Source organism: Pseudomonas sp. KCJK9111, assembly GCF_046231935.1.
In the GTDB taxonomy this organism is placed as follows: Bacteria; Pseudomonadota; Gammaproteobacteria; order Pseudomonadales; family Pseudomonadaceae; genus Aquipseudomonas; species Aquipseudomonas parafulva_B.
The window spans coordinates 1-18,740 of sequence record NZ_JBJJMO010000048.1 but is presented as its reverse complement, the minus strand read 5'-3'; the positions used below and the strand labels follow the sequence as shown (position 1 = coordinate 18,740).

The window sequence follows — 18,740 nt, the reverse complement described above, 5'->3', positions numbered from 1 at the left end:
CTGGCAGCCGCTGGGCTGTGTCTGTATTTCTCGCGTATCAACTGCCAAGCGATGATTTTCATCCACAAGGCAGGCGAGCAATGGCTTTGCCGCTGAATCTTGCAGCCATCGCGTAGCACGACTGACGCAACACTTGGTCACATTAAACTTCATGGCTGCCGAAAGCTGTCTATCGGCCTGCAAAACTCTATACTGCCGCACTACAGCAGCGCGCCCGTTGCGCTTGCGGCCGATAATCCTGATGGAGAAACACTATGCGTAGGATCGGTGCCAGTGTGATCGAACGAGTCACCCAGGCCTGTGTATGCGCCAGCATGCTGCTGGCGCCCGTGGCGGCTACCCAGGCCGCGACCGAAGAAGACCCCTGGGAAGCGGTCAATCGCCCGATCTTCCGCTTCAACGATACCCTCGATACCTACGCGCTCAAGCCGCTCGCCAAGGGCTACGACACCGTGACGCCGCAGTTTCTCGAAGACGGCATTCACAATATGTTCCGCAACCTGGGCGATGTGACCAACCTGGCCAACAACGTCCTGCAGCTCAAGCCCCATGCGGCAGGGGTGGACACGGCGCGCCTGATCGTCAACACCACCTTCGGCCTGGCAGGGTTCTTCGATGTCGGCACCAAGATGGGCCTGCAGCGCAGCGATGAAGACTTCGGTCAGACCCTGGGCTATTGGGGTGTACCCAGCGGCCCGTACGTGGTCATTCCGTTGCTCGGCCCCAGCACCGTGCGTGATGGCGTAGCCAAGTACCCGGACACCTTCACCCGGCCTTATCGCTACGTGGACCATGTCCCTACCCGCAACTCGGCCTTCGCCCTGGACGTGGTGGATACCCGTGCGAGCCTGCTGCCGGCCGAGAAGCTGATTCAGGGGGACAAATACATCTTCATTCGCAATGCCTACCTGCAGAACCGTGAGTTCAAGGTGCGCGACGGCGAAGTCGAGGACGATTTCTAACCCTACCGCATGGCCAGGATGCGCAGCCCGAACGTATGCTGCCCATCCGCCTGGGCGGCGATCCACACCACTTCCGCCGTGGCGTGCAAGCCTTCGAGCGACGGGTGATCCGACTCCAGGCGCACCTCCAGCCGATCCCCGACCTGGAACGGCTGAGGGGCTTGTACTTGCATCCCGCTACTGGACAGGTCGAGACACACGGCGGCGATGACGTTACCCTCGTGCACCAGGGTGACCGGCGTGTCGATGCGCATGCGGATGAAATCGCGTTTCTCGCTGTGGCTGGTGGCGGTATCGAGCATGCTGCATCCTTCCTGTGAGGTTACATCGTGAAGGTTTCTTATAACTCCCGGTGATTTGCCCTGTAAAGCCGCTCAAGCGTACCGTTCGATGCTTGAAACCCCTGGCGGATGGGAGTACCGTCTGCGCCTTACACCGCATATCTCGCAGCTGCCGGGTAGGCTTTCTTGCCCTACAACTGCAAAGAGCCTGCGACCTGTTCAGAATTCCCGCAGCTGTTGGTCTGCCTTACCGGCTCGCTGCACAAACCCCAATCGGCGCCGTTCGCCCACATGCAGAAAACCAGTGCAACGCTGCTGATCATCGATGACGACGACGTGGTCCGTGCAAGCCTCGCCGCGTATCTTGAAGACAGTGGCTTCAGCGTTCTCCAGGCTGGCAATGGCCAGCAGGGGCTTCAGGTCTTCGAAGAACACCAGCCTGATCTTGTGATCTGCGATTTGCGCATGCCGCAAATGGGCGGGCTCGAACTGATTCGTCAGATCAGCGCGCGTGCACCGCAGTTACCCGTGATCGTGGTGTCGGGTGCCGGTGTCATGGCCGATGCGGTGGATGCATTGCGCCTGGGCGCTGCGGACTACCTGATCAAGCCACTCGAAGACCTGGCGGTGTTGGAGCACTCGGTGCGCCGTGCGCTGGATCGCGCCCACCTTGTGCTGGAAAACCAGCGCTACCGCGAGAAGCTCGAGGCTGCCAACCGCGAACTGGAGGCCAGCCTGCACCTGTTGCAGGAAGACCAGACCGCCGGTCGGCAAGTGCAGATGAACATGTTGCCCCAGAGCCCTTGGCATGCGGGTGATTTTGCCTTCGAGCACCAGATCATCCCGTCGCTGTATCTGTCAGGTGACTTCGCCGACTACTTCCGTGTGGATGAGCGGCGCATTGTTTTTTACCTCGCCGACGTGTCCGGGCACGGTGCTTCTTCGGCCTTTGTCACCGTGCTGCTGAAGTTCATGACCACCCGCCTTCTGTTCGAATTCAAGCGTGGCAAAAACATGCGCGAGTTCCAGCCTTCTGAAGTGCTCAGCCACATCAATCGTGGGTTGATCAACTGCAAGCTGGGCAAGCACGTGACCATGGTGGGCGGGGTGATCGATGAGGACACCGGGTTGCTGACCTATGCCGTAGGCGGGCACTTGCCGCTGCCGGTGCTGCACACGCCCGAGCACACCCGCTACCTTGAAGGCCGCGGCTTGCCAGTGGGGCTGTTCGAGGAGGCCCGCTACCAGGACCTGGTGATCGAACTGCCACCGCGTTTTAGCCTGAGCCTGATGTCCGATGGCATCCTGGACCTTTTGCCAGGTGATACGCTCAAAGATAAAGAAGCCGCGTTGCCTGAAATCGTCAGGGCGGCAGAGGGTAGCCTGGATGGGCTGCGTCAACGTTTTGGATTGGCTACGCTAGGGGAGATGCCGGATGATATCGCCCTATTGGTGTTGAGCAGGAACCTTCAATGAGTACCGGTAGAATCCAGTTCGCCGAGCAGGACGGTACCTTCGTACTGAAGTTCGTCGGTGAAGTGCGCCTGACCTTGTGTTCGGCGCTCGATGCAACGATCGAGCGAATATTCACCGCGCTGAATTTCTCGACCATCGTGATCGACCTGACCGAAACCGAAAGCATCGACAGCACCACCCTTGGCTTGCTCGCCAAGTTGTCGATCCTGTCGCGACAGAAAGTGGGTCTGCTGCCGACCGTCGTGACTACCAACCCGGATATTTCCCGCCTGTTGCAATCGATGGGGTTCGATCAGGTATTCAACATCGTCGACCGCCCCATCCCATGCCCCGAATGCCTGTCCGACCTGCCATCCCAGGATCAGAACGAGGAGGTGGTGCGCTCCAAGGTGTTGGAAGCGCACCGTATTCTGATGGGCTTGAATGAGTCCAATCGCGAAGCCTTTCATGACCTGGTGAGTGCGCTGGAGCGCAGTTGACCCTGTGCGCTGCATTGTGACGGGCCAACGGCCGCTTCACCAGAAGTGGCCAACGACGCGGTAGCTGTAAGCGTGCGCTGATGGCAGGGCCATCAGGCAACATTGAGCAGGTGGCGCCTCTTTTTGACTGACAGCAGCCGGTGAACACGTGTCGTTTAGCTGCTGCGCTACCTGTACCCCGGTGCAAGCCTACGAGGCACAGGCTGCAGGCCAATGCCTGCGGCAAATCAAACCACCCTGAACCGGTGGGTGCCATCGCGGCCGAGCTGATCGACCAAGCCAAATTCCCAGTCCAGATACCCCTGCATGGCCTCCCGGGGATTGTCCGTGCCTTCGTAAGGTCGTCGGTAGCGATCGCTACGCGGCACGGCAAGCCGTGACTCACCGCTCTCCAGCGGATTCCCGGCAGCGATCCACTGTGCAGTGCCGCCTTCAAGCAGGTAGACGGGCGTGCGCGTGAGGGCTTCGAGGTCACGGGCGGCGAAGCGTGCCAGCAGGCCGGTGCCGCAGGTCAGCACAAACCGGCTTGCCTGTGGCACGTTTTCCAAGACTTTTGGTAGTTGGGCACGGATGGCCCAATGGGCACCTGGGATGTGGCGATTGACGTAGTTGGCGCTGGTCGTGAAATCGAGCAATACGGTATCGCCTTCTTCCAACCAGGTTGCCAGTTGCTCCACCCCAACCGTGCTGACCGGCGGCAACGCTGGCAGCGGTGGCTGCCACTGGCCGGTGGCGGTGAAGTCAGCAGCGTGCAAACCGTCGAGTACTGCCACCTGCCAGCCCATCTGCGCCAGCCACGAGGCCGTCATGTTCGCGCGCACGCCGTCGTCATCGACCAGCACGATGCTAGCGCCGCGTACACTGGCCACGTGGTCGGTTTCCTGTACCAGTTGGCCACCTGGCACCGAGCGGCTACCTGGCACGTGGCCTGCACCGTATTCCTCGGGCGTGCGCACATCGAACAGGTAAGTGGTGCGGCTGGCATCGGCCTGCCAGTGGGCAAGCCCGACGCGGTCGATCCTCAGGACGCCGGCACGGTCGGCCACTGCGCGCGCCTTGACCCCGGCCTGGGCACGGGTGCCTGCCTCGACTTCGGTAAAGCGTCGCTGTTGGGCATGGGCCAACTGCTGGCCGGCCAGCGTCCAGCCGATGGTACCGTTGCGCAGCGCTGCCACGGGGTTGGGGATGCCCGCATTGACCAATGATTGAGTGCCGATGATGCTGCGAGTACGGCCAGCACAATTGACGATCACCTGGGTGCTCGGGTCCGGTGCCAGCTCAGCCACCCGCAGCACCAGCTCGGCGCCAGGTACGCTGACACTGCCAGGGATGCTCATGGTCTGGTATTCATCGAAGCGGCGCGCGTCCAGCACCACCACGTTGGCTTCTTGCTCCAGCAACGCCTGTACCTGCTCGGCGCTCAGCGATGGCGTGTGCCGCACACTTTCCACCAGTTCACCAAAGGCCTTGCTCGGTACATTCACGTCGCGGAACAGCTCCCCACCGGCAGCCTCCCAGCCGGCCAGTCCCCCTTCAAGAAGCGCCACGTCGCTGTAGCCCAGTGACCGTAGCCGCTGCAAGGCTTCTGCTGCCAGGCCCTCGCCGTTGTCGTATACGGTGATGGCGGTGTCTGCCCGCGGCACTCTGGCCAGCACTTCCAACTCCAGTTTGGACAGGGGAATGTTGGCCGCAAACAGGGGGTGGGCTTGGGCAAAGGGGTCTTCTTCGCGCACGTCGATCAGGGCTAGCTCTTCTTGCGCCAGGAGGGCACGGCGGATGTCATGGTAGTGGCGTGTGCTGACGGTGCTCATCGGGCAGGGTTCTCTTTGGACAGGTCCCAGATATTGGGCAGGTGGGCATTGGAGTAGCCGGAGATGAAGGGTTTTTCGCTGCCGTCCACGGCGTACACGGCGCGCGTGACGGCCCCGATGTTGGCGCCGTAGACGTGGATGCTGATCGACACCTGGTCGGCGAAGGCATTGCTGACTTGATGGATGTCCCCAATGGCCGGCGATACCGCTTCGACCTGGCCAGGCTCCAGGCGTACCGGCGCGCCCTCGGTCTGCAACGCACCGTTTGCACCGCGCGCGAAGCCTTGAGCGAGCTCAGCGCCACGCAGCATGCCGATCAGGCCCCAGACGCGATGGTCATGGATGGGGGTGCGCTGCCCGGGGCCCCAGACGAAGCTGACCACCGAGAAGCGTTGGCATGAGTCACAGTGCAGCAGGTATTGCTGATAGCGCTCTGGATCGGGTTGGGCAAGATCGACTGGCAGCCAGTCGTCATGGGCTACCAGCTCAGCCAGCAGATGCTTGCCCCGATCAAGCAGGGTTATCTCATCAGGCTGTTGGTCGAGCAATGTGGCGAATTGGTCGATAGAGCGGCGCAGGCGCTCGAGGTGAGGGTATTGGGGCATGGGTCAGGCTCGACGGTCCAAGATGTGGAGACCCTAACAAATCGTCTATATACTCTCAAAATGCAAAATAGTAATAACCTAATATGTAAATTAAGAATATAAAGATTATGATTGTTGCGCTTGCGCAAAAGATGAATCCTGCATGAGGTTATGCCTAAAGCGCATTTCACAAGCTGGTATTTGCGCATTAGATTATAAAAAACTGAATGTTAATGCTTTGAAGCTATAACCTGACCGCCGGCCAGACCGCACGCGCGGATCGCCTCACATCCCCTAATGGGTCTACGGAGACGAACGTGCGCTATCTCAAACATCTGGCAGCCACCGTGCTGGCCACAACCTTCAGCCTCGCCGCCGCTGCCCAGGCGCTGGTCGTGGGCGATCAAAGCTATAACGCCCGCGCCGTCATGGAAGCCGCCGGGGTGCTGGACAACCTGCCCTATTCACTGGAGTGGAAGCAGTTCACCGCAGGCTCGCCGGTGGCCGAGGCGCTCAATGTCGGCAGCCTGGACATCGGCTTGCTCGGCGATGCGCCGCCGCTGTTTCTGGGCGCCCTGGGGGCGCCGATCAAGGTGATCGCCGTCAGTCGGCAGAACCTTGCAGGGGTGGCCATCCTGGTGCGCAAGGACTCGCCGATACATAGCCTCCAGGACCTGCGCGGCAAACGCGCCGCGATCTGGAAGGGCTCATGGAGCCAGCAACTGCTGTTCAGCGCCTTGGACAAGGCCGGCGTGCCCCGCGATACCCTCCAGCTGCGCTACCTCAGTGCATTGGACGCCTCCCATGCATTGGATGGCGCAGCTGTGGATGTGATCGCCACCTGGGAGCCCTATGTCACCCAGCAGGAGCGCCAAGGTGCTCGGGTACTGGCTACCGCCGAGGGTGTGATACCGGCGCAAAGTTTCGTGGTCGCCAACAGCCAGGCCGTGGAGCACAAGCGTGCGCAGATAGCCGACTTCCTCGAGCGCCTGAAAAAAGCCCGGGAGTGGGCTCTGAGCGACCCTGCCCATACCGAAGCCTATGCCGACGCCTGGGCTCAGCGCACCCGCGCCGATCGAGACATCGCCCGCGCATGGTTCGCCCGCGCGCGCACTGACCTTGCGCCACTGGACCAGCAGGTGATCGCCGACGCGCAGAAGACCGTGGAGTTCTTCGCAGGATTGGGCCTGATCAAGGCCTATCCGGCGGCAGACCTGTTCGATACCTCGTTTGGTGCGGCCTTGGCGGGCCACGCTTCGACCGCAATTGACTGAAGGTTCCTCATGAGCAAACGACAGATCAAACTCGGCGCGCTGACCATGGGATGCGGTGGTCCGGGGCGGCATAACCTGTGGCTTGACCCCGAGCTGCCCGCAGACGCCAGCGTCAATATTGATTGGTACATCGACATCGCTCGTCAGGCAGAGGCCGCGCTGTTCGACCTGATGTTCATTGTCGACAGCCAGTTCATCACCGAAGGTTCACCCTCGCACTACCTCAATCGCCTGGAGCCGCTGACGCTTCTGTCCGCGCTGGCGGTCAGCACTCGCCACATCGGCCTGGTCGGCACGCTTACCACGTCCTACAACGCGCCATTCAACGTCGCCCGCCGGCTCGCCTCCCTGGACCTGATCAGTAAAGGCCGAGCCGGCTGGAACGTGGTCACCAGCGGCGATGCCGGCACGGCAGGCAACTACGGCCTGGATGAGCACTATGACTACGACACCCGCTACGCCCGCGCCAAGGAGCATGTAGAGGTGGTGCAAGGCCTGTGGCATTCCTATGAGGAGGATGCCTTCCCACGCGAGCGGGCCAGTGGTCGTTTTCTGGACCCTTCGAAGCTGCATCGTCTGGATCACAAAGGGGAACACTTCTCGGTCGAGGGCCCTTTGAACATTCAGCGCTCGCCCCAGGGGCAGCCGGTGATTTTCCAGGCGGGCGATTCCGAGCAGGGCCGCGACCTGGGCGCCGCCACCGCCGATGTGGTGTTCACCCACGCCGCCAGCATCGAGCAGGGGCAGGCGTTCTACCGGGACATCAAGGGCCGTGCCCAGCGCTTGGGGCGGGACCCGGAGCAATTGCTGGTGCTGCCGGGGGCGGAGATCTACGTAGGCGATACCGACGAAGCTGCCCGAGAGATCGAACGTCACTACCATCAGGTCGACCACAGCTTCGAACTGGCCCTCAAAGAGTTCGGGCGCAATTTTGGGTGGCATGATTTCAGTCAGTACGACTTGGACGCACCCTTCCCGCAGCGGAGTCTGGACTACGCGCGCAGCAGCTTTTACACCAACGCCAAGCGCATTGCCGACCAAGCCCGTGAGAAAGGCTTCAGCTTGCGCCAGGCGGTGGAATTCGGGCGTCAGCTGCGCCCGGGCGCGTTCGTGGGGTCGCCCTCGACCGTAGCGGCCAAGATGGCCGAGTGGTTCGAAGCCAGGGCCCTGGACGGTTTCAACATCTACATCGGGCACCCTGGGCAATTTCGACGCTTCACCGAGCAGGTGGTGCCGTTGCTGCAAGAGCGCGGGATCTATCGCACGGCTTATGAAGGCAGCACGTTGCGCGAAAGCCTTGGGCTGACCATCCCGCGGTTCAACCGGTAGACCCTAAACACCCACACGCGGGTATGGGATGACGCCCAGGCGGGTCGGGCACTGTTTGACAGCGCTCGAACCCGCCTACACCCTAGCCCAAGCGTGCCTGGCGCTGCGCCTCGAATCGCTCCACCTGCTGACGAATGCGCGGAATCAGGTCCTGGCCGTATTCCACTGCATCGCGCAGCTGCTCGAACCCCCGAAACAGGAACGTGCTCACGCCCAATTCGTAGTAGGCCAGCGCTGCCTCGGCCACTTGCTCGGCGGTGCCCACCAATGACGTGGAATTGCCGGCCCCGCCGCCCAGGGCTGCGATCTCGGTCCACAGCCGGGTGTCATGCACTTTGCGTTCCTTGGCGAGCTGAACCAGGCGCTCGGACCCTGCATTGCTCTTGCCGAAGTTCTTTTCGCGGCGGTTGCCTTGACGGATGCCGATGGTGGTCTGGGCGTCGGCCAGAATGCGCTCGGCCCGCGCCCAGGCTTCTGCTTCCGTGGCGCCGAGGATCGGGCGCAGCGACAGGCTGAAGCGAATGTGATGTTCTCGCCCGTAGCGGGCTGCAGCCTTGCGCACCTGTCTAATGCGCTCGCGCACTTGCGCCAGTGGCTCGCCCCACATCATGTACACATCGGCGTGCTTGGCCGCGACTTCCACCGCTGCCTCCGAGGCGCCCGAGAAGTAGACGGGCAATTTGCCGACGGGCTTGACCAGTGTGAGGTTGTCTTCAACTTGGTAATGGGTGCCGTGATGATCGAAGGCAGTGCGCTGCGTCCAGGTGTTGTGCATCACCTCCAGGTACTCGTCGGTGCGGGCGTAGCGGGCATCCTTGTCCAGATAGTCGCCGTCGCGCTGCAGGTCACCGCTGTCGCCGCCCGTGATCACGTTGATCGCGGCGCGGCCACTGCTCAACTGGTCGAGGGTGGCGAACTGCCGGGCGGCGAAGGTGGGCGCCTGAAAACCAGGCCGATGCGCCACCAGAAGGCCAATGCGGTCGGTCAGCGCAGCGACGTAGCTGGCCAGGATCATCGAGTCCGGCGCACTGGTGCTGACCGCCAGCAGTGCTTTGTCGAAACCGGCGTATTCCTGCGCCTGGGCGAATGCCTTGATAAACGCCAGATCGACAAGCGGGCCACGGGGCGCTTGCGATTCACTGCTTTCCTGAGGGCCGATCAGGCCGATGAATTCGAGGGTCATAGGGTTGAAACTCCTGCTCCAGTGGGGAAGACGCCAAGCCATGCGGCTTGGCAGGCGTTAGGTAGTGCAGTGGACGGGCGCGGCGCAGTGGTCAGATCGCGACCGGCAGCACGCTGCGCGAGTGCCCTGGTATGGCCTGGATCAGTGCCCGCGTGTAGGCGCTGGCGGGTCGGCCGAGCACCTCTGCGGCCGGGCCCTGTTCGACGACCTGCCCGTGTTGCAGCACCAGCACGTGGTCGGCCATGCTTGCCACCACTGCCAGGTCGTGAGAGACCAGCACGTAGGCCATGCCCAGGTCGCGCTGTAGTTCTGAGAGCAGGGCAAGAATCTGTGCCTGCACCGACACATCCAAGGCACTGACCGGTTCGTCCAGCAGCAGTAGATCCGGCTCCAGTGCCAGGGCTCGGGCAATGGCCACGCGCTGGCGCTGGCCACCTGACAGCTCATGCGGCAGGCGATCGAGGAAATGCACAGGCAGGTGCACCTTGGCGATCAATTCCCGCGCCCTGCGCTCCAGTGCCTCACCCTTGCCCAGGCCGAACGACACCAGCGGCTCGACGATGCTGTCGTACACGGTGAAGCGTGGATCCAGCGCGGCAAACGGGTTCTGTTGCACCAGCTGGATGCGCCTGCGTAAGGGACGCAACTGCTGCCAACTCAATGCGCTGACAGGTTGCCCTGCCAATTCCACATGGCCTTTGCTCGGCGTTTCCAGCCCCAAGGCAATACGCAGCGCTGTGCTTTTACCCGAGCCAGACTCGCCTACGATGGCCAAGGTCTGGCCCGCGTGCACGGTAAGGTTCAGGTCGTGCAGGGCGGTGAACGGGCTGGGCTGCCCAGGCAAGACAAAGCGTTTGCAGATGTTGTGCAGCCGAAGCAGGGGAGGCTTATCGGTTGGCAAGACGGCGCTGCGTCGCGCCACGAAGGCGGGCGCTGCCGCCAGCAGTTCACGGGTGTAGGGCTGCTGCGCGCCCCAGAGGATCTGCCTGGGCGAGGCGTGTTCGATGAGCTTGCCGTGCTTCATTACCAGCAGGCGGTCAGCACGGTCGCACGCCATGCCCAGGTCATGGGTGATGATCAGCAGCGAGATGCCGCGCTCGGCCGTCAGGTGTTGCAGGTGGTCGAGGATCCGTCGCTGCACCGTGACATCCAGGGCGCTGGTGGGTTCGTCAGCCACGATCAACTTGGGCTCGCCGGCCAGCGCGATGGCAATCAGTACCCGCTGGCGCATGCCACCGGACAACTCGTGGGGGTACTGGCGAGCGCGCAGCGCGGGCTGGTCCAGACCTACCTGGGCCAGCAGGGCCTGAATGTCTGTGGCCAGGCCGGGATAACGACGGCCTCGGGCCAACACCAGTGCTTCACCGATCTGCTGGCCGATGCGCAGGGTAGGGTTGAGGCTGACCATTGGATCCTGCGGCACCAAGGCAATGGTGCGCCCACGCAAGCGGCGCCTGGTGCGCTCGTCAGCCTGGGCCACATCGACCCCGTCTACCCACAACTGACCTTGTTCGATCTGGGCGCTGATCGGCAGCAGGCCGAGCAGGGCGTTGGCGAGGGTCGACTTGCCGGAGCCGGACTCCCCGACAATAGCCAGTGTTTCGCCTTTGGCCAGGCTGAACGAAAGCTGGCTCACCGCCTGGGTGCGCTGCCCTGCAACGGCGTAGCTGATGGTCAGGTTGCGCACCTTGACCAAGGGTTGCTGGCTCATCGGGCATGCTCCTCGGCGCTGCGCGCCAGGTGATTGAGGCTGAACACCACGGCCACCACGAACAGCCCCGGCAGCAGGGATACCCACGGCGCTGTAATGAGAAAATGGCGCCCGTTGGCGATCAGCGTGCCCCACTCAGCAGCGGGCGGCGCTGCGCCGAAACCCAGAAAGCTGAGCCCAGCGGTGGCCAGGATCGCGGCGCCAAAGTCCAGGGTGGCCAGTACCGCCACCGGGCCCCACGCATTGGGCAGTACGTGGCGCATCAGGGTGCGCGACCAACTGGCGCCGGCTAGGCGTGCCGCTTCGACGTACGCCAGCGATTTGATGCGCAGCACCTCGGCGCGGGTCGTGCGGGCGAAGCCAGGAATGATCCCGACACCCACCGCAACGGCCACGGGCACCGTGCCAAAGCCGATGGCCGTGACGATCGCCAGCGCCAACAGCAAGCCGGGTAGGGCAAGCAAGACGTCGATCAGGCGCATCAGGGCTGCATCCAGGTGCCCTCCGGCAAACCCTGCCAGTACGCCAAGGCCAAGGCCGCCCACCAGGGCGATGGCCACTGCCAGCAATGCCGCCATCACCGACAGGCGCGCGCCATACACCACCCGCGTGTACAGGTCGCGGCCCAACTCGTCGGTACCGAACCAATGCACCAGGTTTGGGGGCGTGAGCTTGTCGGCGGGTGCCGTGGCATAGGGGTCGAAACTGGTGAGCAACTGAGGTGCCAGTGCGGCGGATAAAGCGAACAAGACGATCAGCAGCGCCAGGCTGAAGCCAGGGCGGCGCAACAGCGGTGTCAAGGCGCGATGGACGCGCTGATACCGCGTGCGTCGTTTCCAGATGCGGGGTGTGCACGGCTCATCGCTGGTTGAGGCGGCGTCGGGTGCGATCAGGGGAATATCCATGGTCATCTCAGTTCACCTTGGCCGTAGGGGTGATGCGAGGGTCGAGGTAGGGGTAGAGCAGATCGACGATCAGGTTGACCAGCACGAACGCGGCCGCCGATACCGCGACAATCGCCAGCACTACCGGTATGTCCTGACGCAGCACGGCTTCCTGGGCCAACCGGCCTACGCCATTGCGCGAGAAGATGGTCTCGACCAGCACGGCACCGGACACCGTGTTGCCGACCTGCAGGCCGATCAGGGTCAGCAGCGGCAGCGTGGCATTGCGCAGGCCGTGGCGGGCCTGGACCTGGGCGCGGCTGAGCCCTTTGGCGAAGGCGGTGGTGATGTAGGGTTCCTGCCACACCCCTTGAAAGCCCCGCTGCAACACTTGGGCATACACAGCGGCGCTGGGGATCGCCAAGGTGATTGCCGGCAGCACCAGGCTGGCGAAACCTTGGCTGCCAGTGGCCGGGAACCAGCCCAGCGCGAAGGCGAAGACCTGGATCAGCAACAGGCCCATCCAGAACACGGGGATGGAAAAGCCCAGCGAAGGCACCCGGGCGAGTGCCGTCTTGAGCGGACGCCATTGCAGGTAGGCGGTCAGGTAGGCAAGGCCGACCCCACCCACCACCGACAGCACGATGGCAGAGCCCGCCAGCGCCAAGGTTTGCGGCAAGCGCTCGGCCAGCAGCGCGGTAACGGGTCGCCCCAGCGACAGCGACTGCCCCAGATCACCGTGCAGGGCACGCCACAGCAGGTCGATGTATTGCTCGAACAGGCCTTTGTCTAGCCCATAGAAAGCACGGGCCTTGGCCAATGCTTCGGGTGACAGGCCATCGGCCTCCATGCCGGAGGCACTGAGCATGATCGTCAGGGTGTCGCCAGGCAAAAGGTAGAGGATGAAAAACGTGATGGTGTACGCGCCCCACAGTACCAGCAGTGCCTGAGCCAAGCGGGTGATCAGGTAGCGCTTCATGGCTGGCTGACCTCGATGTCGCTGAACAGCGCAAAGCCCTCGGCGGTCCAGCGGAAATCCTTGACCCGAGGTGCGGTGGCGGCTTGCCAGACGCGCTCGTACAGCGGGAAGGCGGAGGCTTCGTCGATCAGCAGGTCTTGCAGCTGCCCGTAGGCTTGGGCCCGTTGCGCATCGTCAGTCGCGGTGATGCCACTGTCGAACAGCGCTTGTGCCCGGGTCAGGGTCTGCGGCTCGTAGGTATTGGTGGCCAGCGTGGCGCTGTTGGCCGAACGTGGGTCAAGAATCGTCTGCAAAATGATCGGGTCGGCACGGGTCATGTAGGTGGAAGTCAGGTCATAGCTGCCTGCTGCGTTACCCGCGACCCATTCGGCGCGGGTCAGTACATTGAGTTTCAGGTCGATGCCGACCTTGCGCAGTTGGTCCTGCACCAGCACGTCACCGGCGCTTTCGGCCGGGGTGAGGTTGTAGCGCAATGTCAGGCGCTTGCCGTTCTTGTACCGGTAACCGTCTTCGCCCTTGGGCCAACCGGCAGCGTCGAGCAACTGTTCAGCGCCAGCCGGGTCATAGACGAGCTTGTTGGCCTGGGGCTTGAAGTACGGCGTGGTGACGTCGTACACGCCGCTAACGACGGGGAACTGCGCGTTGTACACGGTATGCGCATAGCTGGTGCGATCGATGGCTTTTTGCAGCGCAAGGCGAACCTGTCGGTCAGCCAGCAGGCGGTTGTCACGGGTGTTGGGGTAGAGGTTCAACGCGGGGCCTGGCAAGGACCGGCTCTGGATGGTGGCGCCCTTGGCCTGGAACAGTTTGAGATCGACCTCCGAGAAGGGGTTGCGCGGCCACAGGATGTCGGCCTTGCCCTGAAGGAACAGGCCATTTCGCACACTTTCTTCAGGGATGTAGCTGATGTTGATGGCGTCCACATGCGCAGCGCCCCGGTTATGTACGTTGGCCGAGGGCCATGCGTAGTCGCTGCGCTTGACCAGGCGGGCGCCCACTTCGGGTGTGTAGTGGTCGAGGGTGAACGGTCCCGTCCCGATGATGTTGCCCAATGAGCGCGCTTTGGCGGTCAGCTGGTACGAAGCTGGGGCGAGGATAGCCAGGTTGGTGGTGGACGTGGCCTGCAGAAAGCCTGCATTGGGTCGCGATAGCACCAGGCGCACGGTGAAGTCATCGACCACCTCGGCATGGTCGTAGCCTGCCAGGTAGGTAGCGCCGAAGGTGGCGGGCAACTGAGCCGCGAATGCCTTGTTGCTGTCGAAGGCTGCTTTGACGGCGTGCGCGTCAAAGCGCTCGCCATTGCTGAACGTGACGTCCTGACGCAGGTGGAAGGTGTAGCTCAGGGCGTCGGCACTGACTTCCCAGCTTTTGGCCAGCCAAGGGATGATCTGCCCGCTATCGGGGTCTTGATCCGTGAGCGACTCAGCCACGTTACGCAGCAGCACACGGTGCTCCAACCAGTAGACCTGGAAGGGATCGAGGCTGACCAGGGTGGTGTTGTCGCCCCAGAAGGCGATGTTGAGTGTTTTGCCAGCACTGGCTTCATTGCCGGGGGAGCAGGCAGTGAGGGCCAGGGTCAGGGCGCCGAAGGCGAACAGGTGGTGCAGTGGGGGCATTGCGTGGTCCTTCAAGGAGATGAGTGCGTCGGTGTCCGGCCATGCGCAAGCGAGCCGGTCGCCACTGACAACGTGTCGATCGTCGGAACATGGAGGCGCCTGAGCGGGCGAGCTTGCCCCAGCGCAGGCACATCCAGCCTGGAGCGATCAGTTCTGGTAGTCGCGGCTCTCGCGATCCAGTTGCCGGATCAACGCGTCCCAATGCCGCTGGATGCCTTCCCCCTTGCCATCGGAAAAGCGCTTGGATTGCTCATGCACCTTGGCAATGGCCGCCTGCGATGCATGCAGCAATTGATCGTTGCCCCCGGCCTGGGCGGCCACCTGAATATTGCAGGCACGCTCTAGCCCATGCAGTTCGCGAAATGCATGTTCCACGCTGATGCCCCCGGTCAGCAGCCCGTGGTTGCGCAGGATGAGGATGTTGCTGTCACCGAGATTGGCCACCAGGCGCTGCTGCTCGTCCAGGTCCAGGGCCACGCCCTCGTAATCGTGGTAAACCACCCGGCTGTAGTACGCCAGGGCATGCTGGGAAATGGGCAGCAGGCCGTCGCGCTGGGCTGACACCGCTGCGCCGTCACGGGTGTGGGTGTGCAGCACAGCCTTGAGGTCGGGCCGGGCACGGTGAATGGCGCTGTGAATTACATAGCCGGCCTGGTTGATGCCCAGGCCTAGCGGGTCGTCGATAAGGGTGCCATCGACGTCCACCTTGACCAGGTTCGAGGCGCTGATTTCGTCGAACAGCAAGCCAAAGGCGTTGATCAGGAAATGTTCCTCCGGCCCCGGTACGCGGGCGGAGAAATGCGTGTAGATATGGTCAGTCCAGCGGAACAGGGCCGCCAAGCGGTAGGCGGCGGCCAGCTTGACACGCACCTCCCATTCTTCGGTGCTGACCCGGTCGCGCACGTTGTTGGCGGTGGGCTTGACGGCAGACAGTGAACTCATTGAGGTGTTCTCCGGTGATCAGTAACCACGGGCGGTGTCGACCAGATTGGTCAGGGGTGCTCGCTCGCGGTAGCGGTGGAAATTGGCGATGAAGGCTTCGAGAAACGCCGGGTAACCTTCATCGGAAATAGCCGAGGTGTGGGGCGACAGGAACACGCGTGGGTGGTGATAAAGCGGGTGGCCAGCGGGCAGCGGCTCGGGATCGGTCACATCCAGGCTGGCGCGGGCGATTACACCGCTGTCCAGCGCCTCCAGCAGCGCCTGCTGATCGATCAGCCCGCCACGGGCGACATTGATCAGGTGCAAGCCTGGGCGGGCCTCGCTCAGTACGTGCCGATCGATCAGCCCACGGGTGTCACGGGTGAGTGGGGCGGCCAGCACGAGGTGGTCGCTCTGTGCGAACAACTGTCGTAGATCGTTGGCGCGCTCCACGCCGCGCACCTGGGCGATAGGCTGTCCTGGCCGGCTCAGGGCCGTTACCCGCATGCCGAGCGCCACGGCCTTATGAGCAAGGCTCTGGCCAATACTGCCAAAGCCCAGAATGCCCAAAGTGCGCCCGCGCAAAGGCGCCAGTGCGGTAAGGCGCCAGTCGGCGTTCTTGACCCAGAGGCTTGGCAATTGCTTTGCCGCGGCGAACATCAGTGCCAACGCGAACTCGGCCACTTGCTCGGCATTGGCGCCCTTGCCGCTGGTGACAGGGGGCCCGCCAAAGATCCATTCGGGGTAAAGGTCGATGCCCGAAGACACCAGTTGCACCCACTTCAACCCCCAGGGCCACTGTACCGGCGGGCTGTCGATGCGCTGACCGCGCACATTGATCGGGCGCAGGATGAACACGTCGGCGGCCACTTCAAGGCTCAGCTGACCGGGAGGAACATCGATGACTCGATGACCCGGTAACTGCTTGCGCAGGTAGTGATTGGCCTGGGCGTCGAGGTGGCTGGCAATCGTTGAATGGCTCATGCCTGCACCTGTGCCAGTGCGGCTCGGCCGGCCTGGCTGAAGACGACGTCGTCCTGGGGGGTGTGGATGCGGCTGCAGAGCACGTCGCGGTAGTGCCGTTCCAGGGCATTGTGCCGCGAAAGCCCAGGGTTGCCCGCCGCTTCGACCGCCAGCGTCACGGCCTCGATGGCATTGGCGCTGACCAACTGCTTCAGTTGCCCGGCATGGTGGGCTGCGGTGTGCCCGGCGACAGCGCCATCGAGCAGGCTCTGGTTGGCAAAGAGCAGGGTATCGATGCGCCCGATCGTCTGCTGAAAACGCGGCAGACTCGCCAGAGGTGCACCCAGGTTCGACGGTGTGCGCTGCGTGAGAAATGTCACCAACCAATCGCGCGCCGCCTGTGCCACCGCGTCGTAGACCGCTGGCAGCAGTACGCTCATCCACAGCAGGCTGTCTTCATCGAGTTCGGCTTTCGGGGCGTTCGTCGGGCTGACGCTGACGGCATGATCAAGCGGGATCAGCACGTCCTCGAAATGCACCTGATGGCTGCAGGTGGCACGCATGCCCAAGTGGTCCCAGTCCTCGACGATGCTGATGCCGGGTGTGTCGCGGTGTACCAGAAAGCCGCCTACCAAAGGGACAGCGTCGTCGCTGCGGCCCCAGACCAGGAACCAGGTCAGGCCATGGCTGCCCGTGGAGTAGATCTTGCGCCCGCTCAGGCGCCAGCCCTGCGCCGTGCGGCGCGCCACGGTGGCGGGCAAGCCGCCGCGGGTCGGGGTGCCAAGTTCGGGCTCGACGCGCAGCGCATTGATCAGTGCACCGTGTTCCACGGCATCGCGGGCGATGCGGTGACGCAGGCGTTCCGGCCAGTCTGCTGCCCGATGCGCACGGACATGCTGCAAGTACTGCATCACCAGGATAAGCCCGGTGGCGGGGTCGCCCTTGGAAACTGCGCTGATCACGCGGCGAGCGCTCGCCAGGTCCGCACCGCCACCGCCAAGGTGGCGCGGCACTGTGTAGGCGAGCAGCCCGTGGCGGTGCAGCAGGTCGAAATTGTCCTGAGGGAACCGAGCGCTGCGGTCATAGCGCTCGGCATTGGCCGCAAGGGCCTGCGTCAGCTCGGCGAGCGCGCTGCCTGAGGGGTGACTCATGGGTTTCATCCCTGAATGACGGTGTGTTCCTTAAGACCGTATTCGTATGGATGAACGCTGTAAAAGTCTTTTTGGTTCTATGCTAATTATCAGACAATCGAATTTAATACAAATTTAGTTATGCGATTTACGTATATCTTGCGCTGAGTTTCATCACCCTGATGATTCAGGTTTGGATCAGCCAGGGTGATAGCAGCCCTGCAAACGTTGCCCGGCCACGTTGCCGAACAACTCTACCGGCTCCTGAAGATTACCCAGGTAGCGAGGATGAAAAAGCCACAGGTCTACCTGGGGCTTGAAATCACTGACGGTGAGTACATCGAGCGAATCGCGGTGCCGGCTGGCTTGCAGCAAGGGCTCCGGAACCAGTCCCAGCCCCTGACCATTTGCGACCAACCCCAGCTGTAACTCAGTGCCGAATGTCTCCAGGTTGATCGAAAGGCTCAGCCCTTGCTCGCTCAGGGCGCGTTGCAGCCCCGCGCGAAAGCCGCAGCCATCGGGGTTCAGTACCCAGCCGCGGGTGTAACAATCCTTGAGTTTGTAACTGCGTTTGCCCGCGCTACCCTTGGCCGCAACCACCTTCAGCGGCATACGTGCGATGGATTGGCTGGCGATCCCGTCGGGAAAGATCTTGCCAGGGGGAAACAACGCGGCGGCAGCGTCCAGTTCGCCGTTGTCCATACGCCCGATCAGGCTGCTACCCCAGCCGCTGGTGACCTGGGTGCGCAGTTGTGGGTAGGCCTGGCGGATCTGCGCCAAGGCGTCGAGCAACACCACGTCCCCCAGGGTCTGCGGAACGCCCAGGCGCAACGTCCCGGACGGGGCGCCGTCGTTGGCTACCAGTTCGCGCAACGAGTCGATCTCGCGCAGGATCGCTTTGCATTGTTCATAGACCCGCAGCCCCATGGGGGTAGGTTTGAGGGGCTTGGTGTTGCGGTCGAGCAGGGTCGCGCCAAGGTCTTGTTCGAAGTTCTGCACACGCCGGGTGATGGCCGGTTGGGTGACTTGCAGCGCCTCGGCAGCCAGGTTGGTCGACTGGCAACGCATGACGGCGACGAACGCGTCCATGTCATCGATTTTCATGATTCGGCTCTTGCCTGGAAGGTTAAAAAATAAGGCATCAGCATTATCGCGAT

17 protein-coding genes are annotated in these 18,740 nt (G+C 62.8%); 5 read left to right on the top strand and 12 right to left on the bottom strand.

Annotation, left to right across the window (positions count from 1 at the left end; translation table 11 throughout):
- Positions 1 to 254 precede the first annotated feature (254 nt).
- On the top strand, positions 255 to 962 hold the full coding sequence (locus ACK59L_RS15910; RefSeq protein WP_058605700.1) for a VacJ family lipoprotein: 708 nt from the start codon (positions 255 to 257) through the stop codon (positions 960 to 962).
- A 2-nt stretch (positions 963 to 964) separates the two neighbouring features.
- On the opposite strand, the gene ACK59L_RS15905 is transcribed toward ACK59L_RS15910, so the two are convergent.
- Positions 965 to 1,264, bottom strand: a complete 300-nt coding sequence (locus tag ACK59L_RS15905; RefSeq protein ID WP_058605699.1) for a PilZ domain-containing protein — start codon at positions 1,262 to 1,264, stop codon at positions 965 to 967.
- 270 nt (positions 1,265 to 1,534) lie between these two features.
- On the opposite strand from ACK59L_RS15905, the gene rssB reads away from it, so the two are divergent.
- On the top strand, positions 1,535 to 2,719 hold the full coding sequence (rssB, locus tag ACK59L_RS15900) for a two-component system response regulator RssB (protein ID WP_144967467.1): 1,185 nt from the start codon (positions 1,535 to 1,537) through the stop codon (positions 2,717 to 2,719).
- A complete protein-coding gene (gene rssC / locus ACK59L_RS15895; protein ID WP_027915070.1) occupies positions 2,716 to 3,198 on the top strand; it encodes an anti-sigma factor antagonist RssC in 483 nt (160 codons plus the stop codon). The genes rssB and rssC overlap by 4 nt, the downstream gene beginning before the upstream one ends.
- Before the next feature lie 227 nt (positions 3,199 to 3,425).
- Here rssC and ACK59L_RS15890 read toward each other — a convergent pair whose 3' ends face one another.
- Complete coding sequence (locus tag ACK59L_RS15890) at positions 3,426 to 5,009, bottom strand: rhodanese-related sulfurtransferase (protein ID WP_409274646.1); 1,584 nt, start codon at positions 5,007 to 5,009, stop codon at positions 3,426 to 3,428.
- The gene (locus ACK59L_RS15885; RefSeq protein ID WP_409274644.1) at positions 5,006 to 5,614 is read right to left on the bottom strand and encodes a cysteine dioxygenase; all 609 of its coding nucleotides are present in this window, start codon (positions 5,612 to 5,614) and stop codon (positions 5,006 to 5,008) included. The genes ACK59L_RS15890 and ACK59L_RS15885 overlap by 4 nt, the downstream gene beginning before the upstream one ends.
- 296 nt (positions 5,615 to 5,910) lie before the next feature.
- On the opposite strand from ACK59L_RS15885, the gene ACK59L_RS15880 reads away from it, so the two are divergent.
- Both ACK59L_RS15880 and ACK59L_RS15875 read left to right on the top strand, forming a co-directional pair.
- Positions 5,911 to 6,867, top strand: coding sequence for an ABC transporter substrate-binding protein (locus ACK59L_RS15880; protein ID WP_409274642.1), 957 nt, complete (start codon positions 5,911 to 5,913; stop codon positions 6,865 to 6,867).
- A 9-nt stretch (positions 6,868 to 6,876) separates the two neighbouring features.
- A complete protein-coding gene (locus ACK59L_RS15875) occupies positions 6,877 to 8,196 on the top strand; it encodes an LLM class flavin-dependent oxidoreductase (protein WP_409274640.1) in 1,320 nt (439 codons plus the stop codon).
- Positions 8,197 to 8,278: 82 nt separating this feature from the next.
- Here ACK59L_RS15875 and ACK59L_RS15870 read toward each other — a convergent pair whose 3' ends face one another.
- From ACK59L_RS15870 to ACK59L_RS15830, 9 genes are all read right to left on the bottom strand, one after another.
- Complete coding sequence (locus tag ACK59L_RS15870) at positions 8,279 to 9,379, bottom strand: LLM class flavin-dependent oxidoreductase (protein ID WP_409274638.1); 1,101 nt, start codon at positions 9,377 to 9,379, stop codon at positions 8,279 to 8,281.
- A 91-nt stretch (positions 9,380 to 9,470) separates the two neighbouring features.
- Positions 9,471 to 11,090, bottom strand: a complete 1,620-nt coding sequence (locus ACK59L_RS15865; RefSeq protein ID WP_409274636.1) for a dipeptide ABC transporter ATP-binding protein — start codon at positions 11,088 to 11,090, stop codon at positions 9,471 to 9,473.
- Positions 11,087 to 12,001: an ABC transporter permease gene (locus ACK59L_RS15860; protein ID WP_409274634.1), complete on the bottom strand. Its 915-nt coding sequence runs from the start codon at positions 11,999 to 12,001 to the stop codon at positions 11,087 to 11,089. The genes ACK59L_RS15865 and ACK59L_RS15860 overlap by 4 nt, the downstream gene beginning before the upstream one ends.
- 1 nt (position 12,002) lies before the next feature.
- On the bottom strand, positions 12,003 to 12,953 hold the full coding sequence (locus ACK59L_RS15855) for an ABC transporter permease (RefSeq protein WP_409274632.1): 951 nt from the start codon (positions 12,951 to 12,953) through the stop codon (positions 12,003 to 12,005).
- Positions 12,950 to 14,569 carry an ABC transporter substrate-binding protein gene (locus tag ACK59L_RS15850; RefSeq protein WP_182138932.1) on the bottom strand — a complete coding sequence of 540 codons (1,620 nt, stop codon included), beginning with the start codon at positions 14,567 to 14,569 and terminating at the stop codon, positions 12,950 to 12,952. The genes ACK59L_RS15855 and ACK59L_RS15850 overlap by 4 nt, the downstream gene beginning before the upstream one ends.
- A gap of 147 nt (positions 14,570 to 14,716) precedes the next feature.
- Positions 14,717 to 15,511, bottom strand: a complete 795-nt coding sequence (locus ACK59L_RS15845) for a class II aldolase/adducin family protein (protein ID WP_100851182.1) — start codon at positions 15,509 to 15,511, stop codon at positions 14,717 to 14,719.
- An 18-nt stretch (positions 15,512 to 15,529) separates the two neighbouring features.
- Positions 15,530 to 16,474 carry a D-isomer specific 2-hydroxyacid dehydrogenase family protein gene (locus ACK59L_RS15840; RefSeq protein WP_409274629.1) on the bottom strand — a complete coding sequence of 315 codons (945 nt, stop codon included), beginning with the start codon at positions 16,472 to 16,474 and terminating at the stop codon, positions 15,530 to 15,532.
- The gene (locus ACK59L_RS15835) at positions 16,471 to 17,604 is read right to left on the bottom strand and encodes an acyl-CoA dehydrogenase family protein (protein ID WP_196136449.1); all 1,134 of its coding nucleotides are present in this window, start codon (positions 17,602 to 17,604) and stop codon (positions 16,471 to 16,473) included. Before ACK59L_RS15835 ends, ACK59L_RS15840 begins: the two co-directional genes overlap by 4 nt.
- A gap of 177 nt (positions 17,605 to 17,781) precedes the next feature.
- Positions 17,782 to 18,687 carry a LysR family transcriptional regulator gene (locus ACK59L_RS15830; RefSeq protein ID WP_196127851.1) on the bottom strand — a complete coding sequence of 302 codons (906 nt, stop codon included), beginning with the start codon at positions 18,685 to 18,687 and terminating at the stop codon, positions 17,782 to 17,784.
- Positions 18,688 to 18,740: the final 53 nt, after the last annotated feature.